Genomic DNA, 18,633 nt, shown 5'->3' with positions numbered 1-18,633 from the left:
GCACACCCCGCACACCAGGGCGCGGGCCCGCGCCCGTGAACCCAAGGTGAGAGCAGATGACCACGACTCACGAGCGTCCGGCGGACGCGACGGCCGAGGGAGGTGTCGGGACGGGGAGTCGGCGCGTCGTCGTCCTCGCCTTCCTGACCATCTTTCTCGACGGATTCGACACGGCGTCGCTCGGCTTCGTCGTCCCGACGCTGGCGCGGGAGTGGAACCTGGACGAATCGGCGTTCACCCCGGCGCTCGTCGCCACGAACCTCGGTGTGGTGATCGGTTACCTGTGCTCCGCGCGTGCCGCCGCGCGCTTCGGGCGCAAACCCCTGATCGTCACCGGGACCCTGGTGTTCGCGGCGGGGTCGGCACTGACCGTGCCCGTGGACTCGGTGACGACGCTGGGCGTGGCGCGCCTGGTGACCGCGCTCGGTCTCGGCATCGTGCTGCCCGCGTGCGTCTCCCTCACCGCGGACCACGTGCCCCCCGCGCGGCGGGAGTCCGCCAGCGTCGGGGTCGTCCTCGCGATCGCCGTCGGCGCCGTCGCCGGCGGCCTCGTCAGCACGCCCCTGATCACCGCGTTCGGATGGACCTCCGTGTTCTGGGCCGGCGCCGTGCTGCCCGCGCTGATGGTGCCGCTGCTGGTGCGGGGACTGCCCGGTACCCCCGCCTCCTCCGTACCGCGCGCGGAGGCGGCGGACCCCTCCGTACGCCGGCTGTTCGAGCCGGGCACCGCCGTGCAGACGGTCCTGCTGTGGTGCTTCGCCCTGCTGATGTACACGACGAACTACGGCCTCCTCACCTGGCTGCCGACCCTGCTCGCCCGGGGATACGGCTTCACTCCCGAGCAGGCGCCGGTGGGCACGTCGATGATCGCCGTGGGCGGGGTGATCGGGGGTCTGGTGATGGTTCCCCTGTGCGCACGGCTCGGTACGCCGCGCGCCCTGACCGTGATGGCGCTGGCGGCCGTCGTGTTCCTCGTCGCGACGGCGTGGGCGGACACCGGCCGCGCGGCGTTGCTGGTGATGCTGGCCGCGGCCGGTGCCGGCATCGTCGCGGGCGTGCTCGGCCAGACGGCCCTCGCGGTGACCCTGTACCCCACCGCGACCCGCACGACCGGTGTCGCCTACGCCGCCGCGCTCGGCCGCACCGGCTCCATCGTCGGTCCGGCGGTCGGTGGCGGGCTCCTCGCCCTGGACGTCCCGGGCCGCGAGATCCTGCTGCTGGCCGCGGTGCCGCCCGCACTGGGAGCGGCGGTCGCCTTCGTCTTCGTCGTACGGGCGCGTTCCGCGGCCGTACGCGAGCGGACCTGACGCGCTCCGCCCGGCACCCTCCGGCTCGCCGCACGTGGGCCCCGGCCTGATCAGGCCGGGGCCCACGTGCGTCCGCGTCCGGCCCGCAGACCACTCGTGCGGACGGCGGACCACTCGTCCGCCCCATGGCGGGTACGCGTGGTACACCGCCCGCACGAACGCCCCGGGCGGGGCCGGAGGACCGGCCCCGCCCGGGGAGCTGCGTACCGCGTGGAGAAGGAGTCGTAGGAGGTTCCGTCACCAGGTGACGGGCAACGCGGTGATGCCGTGGACGAGCATCCCGGACGGACGGGGCAGCTCCTCCGGCGCCACCGCCAGCTGGAGTGTCGGGAAGCGCTCGATGAGCGTGCCGATCGCTATCTGGAGCTCCAGACGGGCGAGGCCGGAGCCGATGCAGTAGTGCGGGCCGTGGCTGAAGGCGAAGTGCGGGTTCGTCGGCCGGTGGAAGTCGAGGCCGTCCGGGTCGCTGAACTGGCTCGCGTCCCGGTTGGCCGACGCCAGGCCCGGCAGCACGGCGCTGCCCGCCGGAATCAGCACACCGCCGAGCTCGACGTCCTCCGTGGCGATCCGGAGCAGGGCCTCGTCGCCGGGCGGGTAGGCGCGCAGCATCTCCTCCATGGCGTTGCCGATCAGCTCCGGATCGGCGCGCAGGGCGGCCAGTTGTTCGGGGTGGGTGAGCAGCGCGACCACGCTGTTCGCGATCTGGTTGACCGTCGTCTCGTGGCCGGCCACCAGCAGGCTGATGCCCAGGAAGATCAGCTCCTCGTGGCTGAGCCGGTCACCGTCCTCGTCGTGGATCTGGACCAGGGCCGAGAGCAGGTCCTCACCGGGGTTCTCGCGCTTGGCCTCGACGAGTTCGGAGAGGTACGTGAACAGACCGATCTGGGCCTCCAGCATCTCCTCCTTGGTCCGCGAGGTGGTGGCCAGGAAGGCGCTCGCCCAGGCGGCGAACTTCTCCCGGTCGTCGAAGGGCACGCCGAGCAGCTCGCAGATCACGATCACCGGAAGCGGGAAGGCCAGGGCCGGGATGAGGTCCAGCGGGCCCTCCTGCTCGGCCATCGCGTCCAGCAGCGCGTCCGTGTGCTCCTGGATCCGCGGGCGCAGTGCCGTGACCCGGCGGGCGGTGAACTCCCGGGAGACCAGCTTGCGCACCCGGGAGTGCTCCGGCGGGTCCATGTTGAGCAGGCTCTTGAACTTCTGCGGGGCGGCCGCCAGCCGGGGGGCGCCGTCCTCCAGCGTGGCGGCCCGGCTGAACCGCTGGTCCGACAGGACGGTGCGGACCTCGTCGTACGTGGTGACCAGGAAGGCCTGGTCGCCGCTGGGCATCCGCACCTTGGACACGGGGCAGGTCTCCCGCAGGTCCTTGTACACCGGGCAGGCCTGCATCGCGGACGGCCGTTCGAAGGGGTAGGGACGTACCGTCTCGTCGTCGGGGGCGGAGTGCGTGGGAGCCGTGTCGGGTGCTGTCTCGGGCTGTGCGGTCATGGTCGTGAGTCCTCTTCGTAGCGCGTCGGAGTCGGGTGGCGTGGGGCGGCCGGGCAGGCCGCGGGGTCAGACGTCGGACGGGTCGGCGCCGAGACGGGCGGCGGGCACGGTGGGCGCCACCCGCACCACGGTGCGGCCGGTGCGGTGCGCTTCCTGGAGCGGGTAGTAGATGCCCGCGACGATCCGCCGCTTCAGGGCGTCGTTGGAGCTCACCAGTCGGTAGGCGAGCCCCCGCAGCGCCACCGGCACGGTGCCGGAGAGCGCGAACGCGCGTTCCTGGCGCAACTGCAGGTCACGGGAGCGGGCCACGGCCGGCTCCCGCTCGTGCTGGAAACGCTCGGTGGCCCTGAGCAGCGCCGACCGGTGGTCACCGGAGCCCCGCAGGACGGGAGCCACCAGGGGCGCGAGCATCACGGCGTCGGTGATGGCGTGGTTCACGCCCTGTCCGAGCACCGGCGTCAGCGTGTGCGCCGCGTCGCCGATCAGTACCAGGCCGGGCATGGACCAGCGGGACACGACCGTGGTGAAGATGTCCAGCATGGAGGTGTCGGACCAGCTGGTGACGGACTCCCGCACCTCCCGGGAGATCTCGGGGGCCAGCTCGTCGATCCGCTCGTACAGCGCGGGCAGGCCCTGCCCCCGCATCTCGCGCAGGCCGCCCTTGGGGATGTTGAAGCCGACCCGTACCAGGTCGGGCACGGTGGGGATGAACAGGCCGTGCCGGTTCCCCCGGATCCGTACCCGGTAGGTGTGCGGGTCCCAGGCCTCGGGCACCGGCACCTTGAACCAGACGAAGTCCCGCTCCAGCGGGATCTTCTCGAACGGCAGGCCCGCCATCTGACGCACCTTGCTGAACCGGCCGTCCGCGCCCACCGTCAGCGCGGCCCGCACCTCGACCTCCCCGTCGGGGCCCCGGACCCGGGCGCCGGTCACCGCCTCGCCGTCCCGCAGCAGTTCCACCGCGGTGCTCCGCCGCAGCAGGGTGAACCCCGGAAGCGAGGCACCCTCCTCGGCCAGCGCCGTCAGCAGCGGCGGCTGCGGAAGCTCCATCGGGTAGCGGCACGGCTGGTCGAACGCGGAGAAGTCGGCGTCCAGCACCACCCGGCCGCCGTCCATGATCTGCATCCGGCGGGTTTCCAGGGTCTGGTCCCGGACCTTGTCCAGGATCCCCAGACGTTCCAGCAGCCACACCGAGTCGGGTGAGATCGACTCACCGCGGAAAGAGCGGTCGAAGTGGCCGCTCTGTTCCACGACGACGACCTCGACCGAGCGGCGGGCCAGTTCGAGGCCGAGTGTCATCCCCGCCGGTCCGCCGCCGATGATGCACACCTGGGTGTGCACCGCCGCGTTCCCGGCCGGCCTGGCCCTGTCAGATCCCGTCACGGGCTGTCCCTCCTGCACGTCGGCCCCTCGTCGGGGAGAAGTCGGCCTCACGGCCCAGGGGGAAGCCCTGACGGTGTCGCGCCCCGTCGGCTGCCTCCCCGACGGCTCCGCCCGGGGCACTCCCGGGCGGAGCCGCACCGCGCCGTGGCGCAGGCCGGCCGGACACGGGGCGGTCCCGGCCGAGGCTCGTCGTACGCGGCGCCGCCATGCTTCGGGCGCCTCCTAAAGCCGGTCTTGCGTCCTTCGCCGCCGCGCGCGCCCACGGGACTGCCGGACCCGGCGTACAGGACTGTCGGTCCTGGCGCACGGGCTGCCGGACCCGGCGTACAGGACTGTCGGTCCTGGCGCACGGGCTGCCGGACCGGCCCACAGGGCTGCCGCACGTGGCCCACGAGGCCTGGCGCCCGGGCTTCAGTGGGAATACAGCGCCGTGCCCGATGCTGGCCGTCGCGCGTGACGGTCGGCGGGAGCGTCCCGGCCGATGCGGACACCGCGCCCGCCCGCGTGCCCCCCACCAGCCCGTCCCGGGCAGCCAGCGCATCCTCCACGGCCCTGCGGATCACGGCCCGCAGGCGGGAGGAAGAAGGAAGGAAACATGTTCTCCGCTCTGGGCTCGGCCCTTCACCGCCGAAGGATCGCCGTCCTCCTCCTGTCCCTCCTGGTCACCGCCCTGGCCACGGTCTACGGCGGCACCGTGGCGGAGAAACTCTCCAACGGCCTCTCGGACTACGACGACCCGGGCGGCGGCAACGTCGCGGCCCGCGAGATCATCGAACGGGCCACGGGCAGCGACCCCCAGCAGGGCCACGTCCTGCTGGTACGCACCGACGAGCGGGTCGAGGCGACCACCGCCCCGCCGAAGGCGGTCACCGCCGCCGTGGCGCTGCTGCGCTCCCGCCCCGAGGTCGAGTCGGTCGTGGACTACACCTCCCCCGACGGCACCGCGCTCATCGCCCGTGACGGTCGCAGCACCGTGGTCGTGGGGTCCGTGGGATCCCTGACGGACGCCGAGAGCGTACGGGCCGAGGCGGAGCTGCAGAAGGCCATCGAGGACGATCCCGCCCTGCGCGGCCGCACCTGGCTCGGCGGCGCCACTCCCGGCCACGTCCAGGTCGCCGAGGTCTCGGACACCGACCTGACCCAGGCCGAACTCCTCGCCACCCCGGTGATCCTGGTGGTCCTCTTCCTGGTCTTCCGGGGGCTGGTCGCCGCCCTGATCCCCCTGCTGGGCGGCATCGTCTCGCTGCTGCTCACCATGGCGGGCCTGCGCGTCGCCACCGAGTTCATGAACGTCTCCACCGGCGCCATGAGCCTCGCCTTCGCCCTGGGGCTCGGCCTGTCCATCGACTTCGGCCTGCTGCTCGTCTCCCGCTACCGCGAGGAACTGGCGGAGCGGGGACCGGGCGCGGAGGCGGTGCTGCGCACCGTCGCCACCGCGGGCCGCACCGTTCTCTTCAGCGCCCTCACAGTGGCCGCGGCGCTCGCCGCGCTGACCGCGTTCCCGCAGCCGTATCTGCGGTCCATGGGGCTGGCCGGCGTCATCACCGTGGTGTCCGCCGCGCTGTTCGCCCTGCTCGGGCTGCCCCCGCTGCTGGCCGTGCTGGGCAGGCGGGTCAACTCCCTCGCCCCGCGCGGCTGGCAGCGTACGGCCGGTGCCTCGGGGGCCACCGAAGGGCGCTGGTACCGCCTGGCGCAGACCGTGATGCGCCGCCCGGCGGTGTTCGCCCTGCTGGCCACGGCCGTGCTGCTGGTGATCGCCTCGCCGCTGCTGGGCGTCCGCTTCACCGGCGTGGACCCCACGCTCCTGCCCGAGGAGACCAGTGCGGGCAAGGTGGCCGCGGTGCTCGACGAGGAGTACGACTCCCGGGCCACCTCACCCCTGCAGATCGTCCTGGAGACCGGCGGCGCCCCGGACACCACCCGGCTCGGCGACTACACGGAGCGGATCGGCGCCGTACCCGGCGTCGAGGCGGTGGGCACCCCCGTCGAACTGGACGACCGGCACTGGGAGATCGACGCCGTCCTCACCGAGGACCCCCTGGCCGACACGTCCCTGGACGCCGTCGACGCCGTCCAGGACCTGGCCGCCCCCTACCCCGCCCGCTACACCGGCCGGACGGCGGACTTCCTGGCGCAGCGTCAGAGCATCGGCGACAGCCTGCCCCTGGCCGGCGGCATCCTGGTCGGTGTCACCCTGCTGCTGCTCTTCGCCTTCTCCGGCTCGGTGGTGCTGCCGCTGAAGGCCCTGCTGATGAACCTGCTGTCCACCGGCGCCGCGTTCGGCTTCCTGGTGTGGGTCTTCCAGGACGGCAACCTCGGATTCTCCGCGCAGACCGGGCTGGAGGCCACCACGCCCGTCCTGGTCTTCGCGCTCGCCTTCGGACTCTCCACGGACTACAACGTCTTCCTGCTGAGCCGGATCAAGGAGGCCCGGGCGCAGGGCCTGGACAACCGTGAGGCGGTGGCCCAGGGGCTGTCCCGCACCGGCGGGATCGTGACCTCCGCTGCCGTCCTGTTCTGTGTGCCGGTGGGCGCGCTGGCGATGTCCCGGCTGGTGTTCATCCAGGAACTGGGCCTGGGCGCGGCGTTCGCCGTCCTCATCGACGCGACCGTGGTCCGCGCCTTCCTCGTCCCCTCCCTCATGGCCCTCCTCGGCGCCGCCAACTGGTGGGCCCCGTCCCCTCTGCGTGCCCTGCACCGCGCGCTCCGCCTCGACCGGATGGAACACTCCACCGCCCCCGATCCCGCCCCCGCACCCGCTCAGGTTCCGGCTCCGGAGGCTCCGGACAAGACCTCCGCACCCGTCGCCTGACGGTCCGCGGCCGGGCGGCGCGACTCGGGCCCGGGGCCGTAGGCGGCCCCGGACCCGAGCGCCTCGTGATCAGCGAAGAACCCACGCGTCCACGACGACGAAAGGCCGCCCGCCCATGCCGAAGGTCACCGAGGCCCATCGAAACGCCCGGCGCCGGCAGATCCTGGACGCCGCCCGCTCCGTGTTCGCCGAGAAGGGGTTCGTGCGGGCCTCCACCGGCGACATCGTCGCGCGGTCCCAACTGTCGAGCGGGGCGATCTACAGCTACTTCCCGAGCAAGGACCACCTCGTGCGGGCCGTGTGCGAGGACACCATCCACCGGGCGCTGGACCACGTCACCTCGCCGGACCTGTCGGCGTCGCCGGAGCGCGTCCACGGCACCGGCGACGGGCGGGAGCACGCGCGGCTCATGGCGCAGATCTGGGGCGAGGCGGCCGTCTCCCCGAGCCTGGCGGAACAGGTCCGCCGCCACCTGGCCACCGCCCACGCGAAGGCCGCCGACCTCATCCGCGACGAACGCACCGGGCACGGACTCTCCGACGACCCGCACGCCACCGGCGCGGCGAACGTGCTCCTGGCCCTCCTCACCGGATACACCCTGCGCCTGGCCATGGGCGACGACGCCGACCCCGACGCGTTCGGCCGGGCGATCCACACGCTCATCAAGACGCCCTGACGGCCGGTGCGGGGCCCCGCCCGGAACCCTCGTGACGAACTGGGGCTGCCGCCCGGTCAGGGCGCGGGCGGCAGCCCCAGTCGCACCGCGGCGAGCCGGAGCGCCTCGACCAGAGCCGAGGTCCGGGGCTGCGGGCCGGACGGCGAGGCCGGCCAGACCGCCGCGATACGGCGATGACCGGCGACCGGGACCGTCGGGAGGGCCACGGTCTCCGGCGGGGCGTCGGTGAGGGCGAGCGTGGGGACGACGGCCGCGCCGAGGCCCGCCCGGACCAGGGCGAGGGCCGTCGGGAACTCCAGGGCCGTGTGCGCGCGGAGCGGGGTGAAGGCGTACTGGGCGGAGATACGGGCCAGGGCGCGACCGCAGGCGGTGCCGGGCGGGGCGGTGACCCAGGGGCGCCCGGCGAGGTCCCTGACCGAACGGGGCGGCGGGGACCAGTCGGCGGGGGTGATCACGCGGTACGCGTCGTCGGCGACCGGCGCGGACGCCAGGTCGCGCCACTGCTCGTCCGGATCGGGATCGTCACCGTCGTACTCGACGACCAGCAGATCCAGCCCTCCGGTGCGCAGATCGCGCAGGACCTCGGCGCCCTCGGCCTCCACCACCCGCGGTTCCAGCCCCGGATGGGTGCGGGCGAGGGCGCCGAGGGCGGGGACGAGCAGATGGCACACCGCGGAGGAGAACGCGGCGACCGTCACCGGCCCCGTCGTGCGGCCGGTCAGTTCGGCCAGTTCCCGGCGGGCCTCGGCCAGTTCCTGCTCGATGCGCTCGGCCCGCGCCGCCAGCAACCGCCCCGCCGGGGTCAGCCCCGCCCGGCGCCGCGAACGGTCCACCAGCGGCTGTCCCACCTCCCGCTCCAGCTGCGCCAGATGCTGCGAGACGGCCGAGGGCGTCAGATGCAGCACCTTCGCCGCGTCCACCACCCCGCCGCGCAACGCCACCGCACGCAGGACGCGCAGCCGGCGAGGATCCAGTTCCATAAGCGGCACTGTAGTGCCGCTTCAGTAAATCTTGCTTGTGGTGAAGTGGGACTGCAGGGAGGATCGGGCCATGAGCGAGCACAGCGACGACCAGGGCGGAAGCGCCGCACAACACGGCGACGGCGACCGGAGCGGCACCGGCGGGCAGTGGCGGATCCGGTTCGACGCCGAGGTGGTCTTCGGCAACGGCGGCGGACTGGAGACCCGGGGCTTCCTGCTGGACGTACCGGACGCGGAGATCGGGGACGGCGAACTGGCCGAATCGTTCGTCCGGCACCTCGGGCTGCTCATGGTCGACAAGGTGCACATCAGGAGCCGGGAAGCGGTGCGGGAGCCGCACAAGGGGTCGCGGGGCGTGACGGACACCGCGGGCGGGCCGCGCGAGCCCGTACGGGGGAAGGGCGCCCGCCGGATCGTCGACCTGAGCCACACCATCCGGCACGGCATGACCACCTACCCCGGGCTCCCCGGCCCCGAGATCGGCGAGCACCTCACGCGCGACGCCTCACGGGAGGTCTACGCGCCCGGCACCGAGTTCGCCATCGGCCGTATCTCGATGGTGTCCAACACCGGCACCTACCTCGACAGCCCCTTCCACCGCTTCGGCGCCGGACACGACCTCGCCGCGCTGCCGATCGACAGGTTCACCGACCTCGACGGCGTCGTCGTACGCGTCCAGGACACCGGGAGCCGGGCGGTGGACCGCAAGGCGCTGCTGCCGTACGACGTCTCCGGGCGGGCCGTGCTGATCCACACCGGCTGGGACCGGCACTGGGGCACCGACCGGTACGGGCACGGCCACCCCTACCTCACCGCCGAAGCCGTCGCCCTGCTCGTCGAGCGGGGCGCCGCCCTCGTCGGCATCGACTCCCTCAACATCGACGACACCGACGACGGCACCCGCCCCGCCCACACCGGCCTGCTCGCCGCCGGCATCCCCGTGGTGGAACACCTGCGGGGCCTGGACCGACTGCCCCCGCGGGGCTTCCGGTTCCACGCCGCGCCCCCGGCCGTCGAGGGCATGGGCACGTTTCCGGTACGGGCGTACGCCCTCCTCGACGACGACGGCGACACCGACGACGTCCACGAGCCGGGCGCGGACCCCGCCCAGGCTGCCCCCATGACCGACCTCGACATCAGGCGCCTGGACGCCACCGCGAGCGACGAGGACCTCGAAGCCTGGCGGTACGTCCACAACACGGTCATCCCCCCGCATCAGCTCTCGCTCGACGACGTCCGGCAGCGGGCCGCGCGCAACGACCTGGCACTCGCGTACGCCGACGGCGTTCTCGTGGGCAACTCCACGGTCCGCCCTCCCGGCCCGGACACGGCGACGGCCGTGGTCATCGCGCGCGTGCTCGCCGAACATCGCGGGCGCGGATTCGGCGAGCGGCTGTACGAGCGGGCGGTGCGGCGGGCGCGGGAGCTGGACGCCCGGGTGATCGAGACCTGCGTCCTCGCGTCCAACGAGGACGGCCTGCGGTTCGCGCTCGGCCACGGATTCGTCGAGACCGAGCGCTACCTGCTGGACGGGGACACGATCCCGTACATCGACCTCCGGCTCGAAGAGACGGTGCCGGGCGACACCCCCTAGCGCCCCTGGAGCTTCCCCGCGATGTCCAGCGCGGCCACGTAGCCGAACGTCATCGCGGGCCCGATCGTCGAACCGGCGCCCGCGTAACTGCGGCCCATCACGGCGGCGCTGGCGTTGCCCGCCGCGTACAGACCGGCGATCACCGTGCCGTCCGGGCGCAGGACGCGGGCGCGCGCGTCGGTGAGGAGGCCGCCCTTGGTGCCGAGGTCGCCCGGGACGATCCGCAGGGCGTAGAAGGGCGGCAGCCACAGGGGCGCCAAGCAGGAGTTGGGGCGCACGGACGGATCCGTGTAGTAGTGGTCGTACGCGCTGTCGCCCCGCCCGAAGTCCGTGTCGTCCCCTTGCCGGGCAAGGGAGTTGAAGCGGTCGACGGTGGAACGCAGGGCGGCGGCGGGGACACCGATCGCACCGGCCAGCGCGTCGATCGTCCACGCCTTGTGGGCGGCCCCGGCGTCGTACCACTCGTCCGGGAACGGGAAGGTCGGCACGATGTCCTTGAACAGATACCGGTTGCGGTAGTTCTGGTCGACGATCAGCCAGGCCGGGATGTGCGAGGCGGACGACGTGTCCTTCTCGTACATCGTGTGGACGACGTCGCTGTACGGCCCCGCCTCGTTGACGAACCGCGCACCGGCCCCGTTGACCAACAGCCCACCGGGCAGGGTGCGTTCGGCGAGACAGAACCAGGCCTCACCCGGAGTGTCGATCGCGGGCCCCCACCAGGCGTCGTCCATCAGCGCGAGATCGGCACCGGCCCGCTGACCGGCCCGGATCCCGTCCCCGGTGTTCTCCTTCGCCCCCACCGTCCACCGCGCCCCGACCGGCTGCTCCTGGTACTGCGCCCGCATGGCCGCGTTGTGCTCGAAGCCGCCGGAGCCGACGACGACACCCTTGCGGGCGCGGACCAGCCCGGTGGAGCCGTTCCTGGTCACGACCGCTCCCGCCACGGCCCCGTTCTCCAGGTACAGGTCCGTCAGCGGGGTGTTCAGCCACACCGGCACACCGGCGCCGAGCAGTCCGGCCCGCAGCCCGCCCGCCAGCGCCTGCCCCATGGTGAGCGGCTTCTGCCCGAGCAGCGCGGCCTTCGTCCCCCGGGCCAGGCACTCGGTCGCGACGGCCAGGCCCTTCGCGCTCACGGTGGTCAGCGCGAGCCACTTGTAGTCGGCGCTGAACACCACCATCCCGGCCGGAGTCGCCAGATAGGCGGGATTGAGCCGGGCCAGCTCGTCGCCCAGCAGGTTCCCGTCGAACTGGTCCGGTTCGACGGACCGCCCGTTCGCCAGCCCGCCCGGCAGCTCCGGGTAGTAGTCGCTGTACCCCTCCATCCACCGGAACCTCAGCGGGCTGTTGGCCATGACGAACGACAGCATCGCGGGCCCGTGGTCGAGGAACGCCTTCTGCCGGTCGGCGGGCACCTCGGGCCCGACCACGGCCGCGAGGTACTGCGCCGCCTTGGCGGGCGTGTCCGGCACCCCCGCCGCCTTGATCACACTGTTGTTGGGCAGCCAGATCCCGGCCCCCGACCGCGCCGCCGACCCCCCGAACGTCGGCGCCTTCTCCACGACGACACAACTCAGCCCCTGCTTCGCCGCCGTGAGCGCGGCGGTCATCCCGGCCGCGCCGGAGCCGACGACGACCACGTCGTAGGTGCCGAGGACCGGCGGGGCGGCGGCCACGGCCGGACTCCCCACGAGCCCACCGGCCGCCACGGCGGCTCCCGCCCCCGCGGCCGTACCGAGCACCCGCCGCCGACTGGGGCCGGCCTCCGCCCCCGTACGTGCCTCAGGATCCGCGCTCTTGGACATGCCGGACGCTCCAGCCTCACGAAGGGATGGTGGCCGTGCTGCCGCCGCGGCGGCGACGGTCCCGTTCGCGCCGGGCGGTGTGCGGAGCCTCGAATCTGACGGGAAGGGGTGGTGAAGTCAAGACGTGTACTGACGCTTCATCAGATTCCGCTGCTCAGGCCCTGCTCAGGCCCTGCGTAGGCCCCATTTGACCTGCGTGTTCGTTTCGCGGGGTAGGCGCGCGGGAAATGTTCGGGCAGCGTGGTCCCGGTCTGCGGACCGGGGGGAGGGGGACGCTGTGCATGACCTCGTACGGACGCCGGACCAGGTCCGGACGGCCGACGGGCGGCGGTTGCGGGTCGAGTGCGCGGGGGATCCGGGCGGACGGCCGGTGTTCCTGTTGCACGGCATGCCCGGGAGCAGGGTGGGACCGAGACCCCGGTCCATCTTCCTCTATCACCGCGGCGCTCGACTGATCAGCTACGACCGCCCCGGGTACGGCGGTTCGGACCGGCGACCGGGACGACGGGTCGTGGATGTCGTGAGGGACGTCGAAGTGGTCGCCGACGCGCTGGGGCTGGACCGCTTCGCCGTCGTGGGCCGGTCCGGCGGGGCCCCGCACGCGCTGGCCTGTGCCGCTCTGCTGCCCCACCGGGTGACCCGGGCCGCCGCACTCGTGACGCTCGCGCCGCAGGACGCGGAGGGACTCGACTGGTTCGCCGGCATGGCCCCGCACAACGTCCGTGAGTTCCGCTCGGTCCTCACCGACCCCCGGGGCTTCGTCGCCCAGCTCATTCCCCGGTCGGCAGCCATCCGGTCCGACCCCGCCCGGCTGCTCGACGAACTGCGCGGCGATCTCACCGACGAGGACCGGGCGATCGTCTCGGACAACGGCATCCGGTCGATGCTGCTGCGCAACTACCACGAGGCGCTGCGGACCTCGCCGTACGGCTGGATCGACGACGCGCTCGCGCTGACCGGCCCCTGGGGTTTCGACCCGGCGCAGATCAGGGTCCCCGTCCTGCTCTGGCACGCCGGAAAGGACGTCTTCACCCCCTCCGCCCACTCCTCCTGGCTCGCCGACCGCATCCCCGGCGCCGTCACCGTCTACGAACCCGCGGCCGCCCACTTCGCCGCGATCCGGGCCCTGCCGGGCGTCCTGAGCTGGCTCCTCACCGCCACGGAGCCGGCGGCGGCGTGAACGGGCCGCTCGCCCGGTCCGCCGTGCCCGAGGACACCGGGCGCGCCTCCTCACACGGCCAGCGGTTCCAGGTCCCGGTACACCCGCCGCCGCTGACCCACCAGACGGGTGATCCCGTTGCCCTCGCCCAGCTTCTGGCCGAGCCGGCGCAGCTCCGCGAGGGTCGCCTCTCGCAGGCGCTGGGCCTCCTCCTCGCGGCCCAGGGCACGCAGCGTCAACGCGGAGTTGCTGACGACGGCGAGGGTCTCGGGGTGCTGGGGGCCGAGGAGGGACTTCAGGACGTTGCGGGCCGGCTCCTCCAGGGCCCAGGCCTCCTCCGGACGCCCCTTCTCCGCCAGTACGTTGGCGTGGTTCGCGCGGGCGAAGAGGGTGTGGGGGTGCTCCTCGCCGAGCCCCGCCGCCATGCGCTCCGTGACCTGCTGGAACACCTCCTCGGCCTCCTCCGCGTCCCCGCAGGCCCACAGGTAGATGCCGAGGTTGTTGAGCGCGGCCTGGGTGTAGGGGTGTTCCCTGCCCGGCACCTGCACATAGTGCTCCAACACGCTCCGGACGGTCTCGCGCGCCCGGTCCGGCTCGTCGGCGGCGTACAGGTCGGCCGCCAGGTTCAGCTCACAGGCGAGCGAGTCGGGGATCGGCTCCGGGTACTTGTCCCTCGTGTACTGGGTCCGGTACTGGGTGAGCGTCGCCCGGGTCAGCCGATGCGCGTCCACGAACTGACCCGCCCGCCTCAGCGACACGGCGAGCGACTTGGCGCAGCTGAGCGTGCCGGGGAAGTCCTTGCCGAGAATCCGCTTGTGAATCTCGTACGCCTCGGACAGGACCGCCACCGAGTCGGTGTAGCGGCCGACCTCGCGCAGATCGCGGCCGAGTCCCTGGGCCGAGATCAGCGTGTAGGGGTGGTCGGGCCCGAGAACCTCCCGGCGACGGGTGTAGGTGTCCTGGTCGACGTCGCGGGCCTCGTCGTAGTGACCGACCATGCGCAGCGCGAGCGCGAGGTTGTTCGCGGCGTTGAGCGTCCGGCCGTGCGACTCGTGGAAGATCTGGCTGAACCCCTGATGGGCCTCGCGGGCCAGCTTCACCGCCTTGGTGTACTCGCCGAGGGCGGCGAGGTCACTGGCGAGGCTGGAGGTGGTGACGTAGGTGTGGGGATGGGTGGGGCCCAGCACCCTCAGCTGCCGCTCGCGCACCTCCTCGTCGATGTCGCGTGCCTCCACGAAACGCCCCTGTGTGCGCAGCACGTTGGCGAGCTGGCCGTGCAGGTACATGTACTGCATGTCGTCCTCGCCGAGCGTCTCCTTCCAGTACGCCAGCAGGTCCTCGGCGAGTCTGCGCGCACCGGGGAAGTCGCCGCGCTTCCACAGGTAGCGGACCCGGTCGATGAGCAGCCGACGGGGTTCGACCTCGTGGCAGTCGCGCAGCTCGGAGGCGTTCAGATGCGGCCAGATGATGGCGAAGCGGGGCCAGGTCTCGGCATCGTCGATGGGTTCGTCCCCGGGCGGACGGGCACCGACGAGCATCGTGTGGACCACGTGCCGGGCCTGCCGCTGCTCCTCCTCGGTGAGCCGGGAGCGGATCACGGCCTGCACCAGACGGTGGACCTGGATGCTGGTGCTGGCCTGGTCGACCTTGGCGAGGGCGAAGCGGCCGATCTCCCGGATGACCCGGCCCAGCATCAGGCTCTCCTGCAGACTCGGGTCGACCTTCTTCAGCTCGTCGAGCATCTCCCGGCTGTACAGCAGGTGCGAGGAGATCGGCTCGGGGGCCATGAAGGCACACAGCTGCAGCAGCCGCACCGAGGCGGGCGAGCGATCCCGCAGCCGGGTGATGGAGATGTTCCAGGTCGCCGCCACCGTCTGTGGGTAGTCGGCGGGCTGGTTGAGGTCCAGAACACCGGTGGTCTGCTCGTTCAGCTGGCGCAGGTACTCCTCGATGGGAGTGGCCGTCTCGGCGAGCCAGGCGGCCGCCTGCTCCACCGCCAGCGGCAGGTCGCCGACCGCCTCCGCCACCCGGTCCGCCTCGTCGGCGCTCAGTCCGGGGGCGCGCCGCGACAGGTGCTCGACGCTCTCGTGCCGGGGGAAGACGTCGACGGGCAGCGAGGTGCCCCGTTGCTCCCAGGTCTGGTTGCGGGAGGTGACGAGGATGTGACCGCCGCCACCCTGCGGAAAGAACCTGGTCAGCTCCTCGGGGTTGTCGGCGTTGTCGAAGACCAGGATCCAGCGCTTGGTCGGCACCCCCTCGGCGAGCATCCGTACGGTCTCCTGGCTGACCAGTGTCATGTCGTCGCCGCCGGGCGCGTGGATGCGCGCGCCGAGTTCGGCGAGGGCGGAGGTGACGCCGTCGCCGTGCTCGGCGGAGATCCACCACACCAGGTCGTAGTCGGCCATGAACCGGTGCACGTACTCCAGCGCGACCTGGGTCTTGCCGACGCCACCGAGACCGAACAGGGTCTTGGGCTGGCTCCCCACGGCCGACACCCCGCCCCGCAGCTGTTCACGCAGCTCGTCCAGGATGCGGCTGCGGCCGGTGAACGTGGTGTTGCGCTGCGGCGCGTTCCACACGGTCGGCGCGCTGCCCGGGAAGCGGGGTTCCACGACCACGAGGTCGTCGGGCCGCTCGGGCAGCTTCAGGGCACCGAGCAGGGCGGAGACGCACTGGCCGGCGTCGAACCGGTAGAGGTCGACCGGCTCGTGGTCGACGTACGCGTCGGGGAAACGGACCTCGTCCACGCGCAGCGGCACCGTGGCGGCGCGTGGCATCGCCAGGGCGGTGTCGGCCAGCGAGCGCCAGACCGACTGGGCGTGCCGGGACTTCTGGAAGGCGTGGGACACCAGCAGCAGGGCGCGCGTGGCGGTGTCCAGGCGCTCCGGGGGGCCGGTGGAGACGTCGTGCAGGGTGACGTTGCACCCGGCCTGTCTGAGGACGGCCTCCACCCAGTCCGCCCACATCCGGTTCTCCGCCGCGTACACGATGAGGATGTCCGTCATCGGCTGCCGCCGGGTGAACGCCTCCAGGCAGCGCTGGCGCACCGGTTCGGGGATCGGTGGGAGCGCGGTGACCTCGCCGTCGGAGATCACCTTCGTCAGCCGTTCGAAGGCGGACAGCAGGGAGTTGGCGATGTTGCTCTTGTCGCCGACGGTGGCGAGCGTCTCCTCGTACGCGTAGAACGGGACGTACGGAATCTCCATCGCGCCCCAGTAGGCGTCCTGTTGCTCGGCGCCGAGCTCCTCGCCGTCCAGGCCCCTGGGCAGCCCCTCGAACCGCAGCCGTGCCAGGGCCCGGCCCGCGTCGACCTTCCGCTTCTCGCCCTCGTCGATGCGCATCAGCACCGGCAGCACCCTGATCCGCCGTTTGTGCTGGCCGCCCTCGACGCTGCGGGCCACCGCGGCGGCCCCGTCCAGGGACTGACCGCTGAGCGTGAAGCAGTCGACGAGCACGTCGGGCATCTGGATGGTGCAGATGTCCGCGCTGTCCGACAGGCCGGTGCGGCTGTCGATGAGGACGTAGTCGTAGGACCCCTTCATGTCCTCGCGCAGGGCGTCCAGGAACTGGCCGCCTCCCAGCCGCTCGTAGAAGTTGTCCCATTCGAACGACGACACGGTCGCCGAGTACTCCCGGTTCCGCCGGCCGGCCGACAGGAAGTCGAGCGAGCCGCCCTCGGGGAAGGACAGCCCGAGCCGCTCGGGGCCGAGGGACACGGCGTGCTGCTCGACCCGGGCGTAGTCCCGGTGCCAGGGTCCGCTGCGCGGGCCTCCGGTGGTCGCGGCCCAGCAGTACTCGGTGATCATGTCCAGCACGCCGGTGGTGGACGCGAGGACGCTCGGATCGAGGAACGGCTGGAAGAAGCGGTCCAGGCCCGGTGCCTCCAGGTCCCAGTCGACGGCCAGGACCCGCTTGCCGTTGGCGGCCAGGATCCAGGCCGCGTTGGCGAGGGCCATCGTGCGGCCCGTACCGCCCTTGTACGAGTAGAAGGTGATGATGCGTCCGTCCTTACGGGCCGTCATGCTTCTCCTCAGTCGTCGGAATCCGCATCGGGGTAGGTCGGATCGGCGAGACTCAGCCGGGGCCTCGGGGTGACCGGGCCGGGGGGCGGGTGGGCCTTGGCGTGTCTGAGGAACTGCCGGGTCGCCTGGGCCACGACCACCGGCAGGATCTCGGTGAACTGCTTCAGCGTCGGTACGCCGTTGACCGCCGCCCAGCACTTGGCGCGGCGCCCCCGCTCCAGGATCACCGGCAGGGTGTCCTCCAGCTGCTCCTTCAGCCGCTCGCCCTGTTCACCGCGGCACTGGAGGTCGAGGCGGTTCCAGGGGACGATCACACCGACCCACGGGTGAGCGGCCGAGTCGAACGACTTGAGCCGGTGGCGCCGGTCCCGGTCGAGCAGCGCCCAGCGGTCGAGCAGCAGGATGCCCGGATGGGGTTCGAGCGGCTGCCCGGTGCCGTCGGCCTCGGTGTCGGCCGGGGTGAGACCGTCGGTGCCGGGATCCGGGAGATCGAAGTCCGACACGGTGATCCGGTAGTCCAGCGACCGGATCAGTTCCTCGGCCAGTGCGGACAGCGGTCGCCTGGACTCGCTGTGGTACGGGTTCCACTCCGTGGCGTCCTCGCCGTAGGGGACGGCGTCGCGGCCTTCCGGGACCGAACTCCGGCTGGGCGCGGCCACGGTGAGGTGGATACGGCGTGGCCCCTCGCCGTGCGGCCGGAACGCGCTGTGCGTGGACTCGTAGGGCCGGGGCCGGCTCGACGGCAGCGGGGTGTTCTCGGCGACCTGCACGATCCGCTGGGCGAGACCGAACACGATCTCCTCGTACTCGTCCCGCAGCCGTTTGAGTTTGATCAGCCCGTAGATCCCGTACGACGCGTAGCGCTCCCCGTACTGGGAGCGCTCGACCTGGATCTGTCGTACGGACTCGGGGAGGTTCTCCAGATCCATGCTCGTCCACAGGGCCGGGACGATGGCCGGGATGTCACCGAGGCCCGCGTTGCGGGCCTCGCGTATGCGCTCGTCGAAGGCGAACCACTCACGTCCGCAGTTGTCGCTGGAGAAATAGCGGGGCGAGTACAGCGGGACGAACACCCGGCAGTGCGCGAGGTTCTCACTGAGCCGGTCGGGCCAGCCCTCCCCGGACCGCATCTCCCGGTCCAGGAATCCCGCGGGCGTCCCCCGCGGATGAGCGGTGAGGGCCAGGACGTCCGCGCACAGATCCTTGTAGAGCAGGTGCACCCAGTGGTCGGGATCGCCGCTGTCGGGTCCCGAAGGCGGTGTGTGCGCGTAACTGAGAAAGAAGTACGGCCGATTGTCCGGAGCCCGCCCCCGCGCAGATGTGTCCACACGCCCCCGCCTTTCGATGCCTCGTGCCCCCGCCCAGGCGCCCTCCAGCCGGAACCAACAATGTGCCCGATCAACCCCTGGG

Annotated in this window: 11 protein-coding genes; 5 read left to right on the top strand and 6 right to left on the bottom strand. The window is 72.4% G+C overall.

Annotated elements, in window-relative coordinates:
* Window positions 1–56: 56 nt before the first annotated feature.
* Window positions 57–1,307, top strand: a complete 1,251-nt coding sequence (locus STRBO_RS0131720) for an MFS transporter (RefSeq protein WP_005478934.1) — start codon at window positions 57–59, stop codon at window positions 1,305–1,307.
* Window positions 1,308–1,544: 237 nt separating this feature from the next.
* Here the strand turns inward: STRBO_RS0131720 and STRBO_RS0131715 are convergent, their stop codons facing one another.
* Together STRBO_RS0131715 and STRBO_RS0131710 are read right to left on the bottom strand one after the other, a co-directional pair.
* A complete protein-coding gene (locus STRBO_RS0131715) occupies window positions 1,545–2,792 on the bottom strand; it encodes a cytochrome P450 (protein ID WP_005478931.1) in 1,248 nt (415 codons plus the stop codon).
* A 66-nt stretch (window positions 2,793–2,858) separates the two neighbouring features.
* Entirely contained in the window at window positions 2,859–4,175 is a 1,317-nt protein-coding gene (locus STRBO_RS0131710; protein WP_245170631.1) for an FAD-dependent oxidoreductase, read from the bottom strand.
* A 595-nt stretch (window positions 4,176–4,770) separates the two neighbouring features.
* Between STRBO_RS0131710 and STRBO_RS0131705 the strand changes: the two genes are divergently transcribed.
* On the top strand, window positions 4,771–6,987 hold the full coding sequence (locus tag STRBO_RS0131705; RefSeq protein WP_005478927.1) for an MMPL family transporter: 2,217 nt from the start codon (window positions 4,771–4,773) through the stop codon (window positions 6,985–6,987).
* 115 nt (window positions 6,988–7,102) lie between these two features.
* Window positions 7,103–7,663, top strand: coding sequence for a TetR/AcrR family transcriptional regulator (locus STRBO_RS0131700; RefSeq protein WP_005478926.1), 561 nt, complete (start codon window positions 7,103–7,105; stop codon window positions 7,661–7,663).
* Between the two features lie 56 nt (window positions 7,664–7,719).
* Here the strand turns inward: STRBO_RS0131700 and STRBO_RS0131695 are convergent, their stop codons facing one another.
* Window positions 7,720–8,643, bottom strand: a complete 924-nt coding sequence (locus tag STRBO_RS0131695; protein WP_005478925.1) for a LysR family transcriptional regulator — start codon at window positions 8,641–8,643, stop codon at window positions 7,720–7,722.
* Window positions 8,644–8,713: 70 nt separating this feature from the next.
* Between STRBO_RS0131695 and STRBO_RS45740 the strand changes: the two genes are divergently transcribed.
* Entirely contained in the window at window positions 8,714–10,237 is a 1,524-nt protein-coding gene (locus STRBO_RS45740; RefSeq protein ID WP_005478923.1) for a GNAT family N-acetyltransferase, read from the top strand.
* On the opposite strand, the gene kstD is transcribed toward STRBO_RS45740, so the two are convergent.
* Window positions 10,234–12,042 carry a 3-oxosteroid 1-dehydrogenase gene (gene kstD / locus STRBO_RS0131685; RefSeq protein WP_005478922.1) on the bottom strand — a complete coding sequence of 603 codons (1,809 nt, stop codon included), beginning with the start codon at window positions 12,040–12,042 and terminating at the stop codon, window positions 10,234–10,236. The two genes, STRBO_RS45740 and kstD, sit on opposite strands and share 4 nt — an antisense overlap.
* 277 nt (window positions 12,043–12,319) lie before the next feature.
* On the opposite strand from kstD, the gene STRBO_RS0131680 reads away from it, so the two are divergent.
* Window positions 12,320–13,222 carry an alpha/beta fold hydrolase gene (locus STRBO_RS0131680; protein ID WP_005478921.1) on the top strand — a complete coding sequence of 301 codons (903 nt, stop codon included), beginning with the start codon at window positions 12,320–12,322 and terminating at the stop codon, window positions 13,220–13,222.
* A gap of 50 nt (window positions 13,223–13,272) precedes the next feature.
* Here the strand turns inward: STRBO_RS0131680 and fxsT are convergent, their stop codons facing one another.
* Window positions 13,273–17,223 (bottom strand): FxSxx-COOH system tetratricopeptide repeat protein, encoded by a 3,951-nt coding sequence (fxsT, locus tag STRBO_RS0131675; protein WP_005478920.1) that lies wholly within the window; start codon window positions 17,221–17,223, stop codon window positions 13,273–13,275.
* Window positions 17,224–17,231: 8 nt separating this feature from the next.
* Window positions 17,232–18,551, bottom strand: a complete 1,320-nt coding sequence (locus STRBO_RS0131670; protein ID WP_158690962.1) for a TIR-like protein FxsC — start codon at window positions 18,549–18,551, stop codon at window positions 17,232–17,234.
* Between the last annotated feature and the right edge of the window lie 82 nt (window positions 18,552–18,633).

The organism is Streptomyces bottropensis ATCC 25435, from assembly GCF_000383595.1.
Taxonomy (GTDB): domain Bacteria; phylum Actinomycetota; class Actinomycetes; order Streptomycetales; family Streptomycetaceae; genus Streptomyces; species Streptomyces bottropensis.
This window is presented reverse-complemented; position numbering and strand designations above follow the sequence as displayed.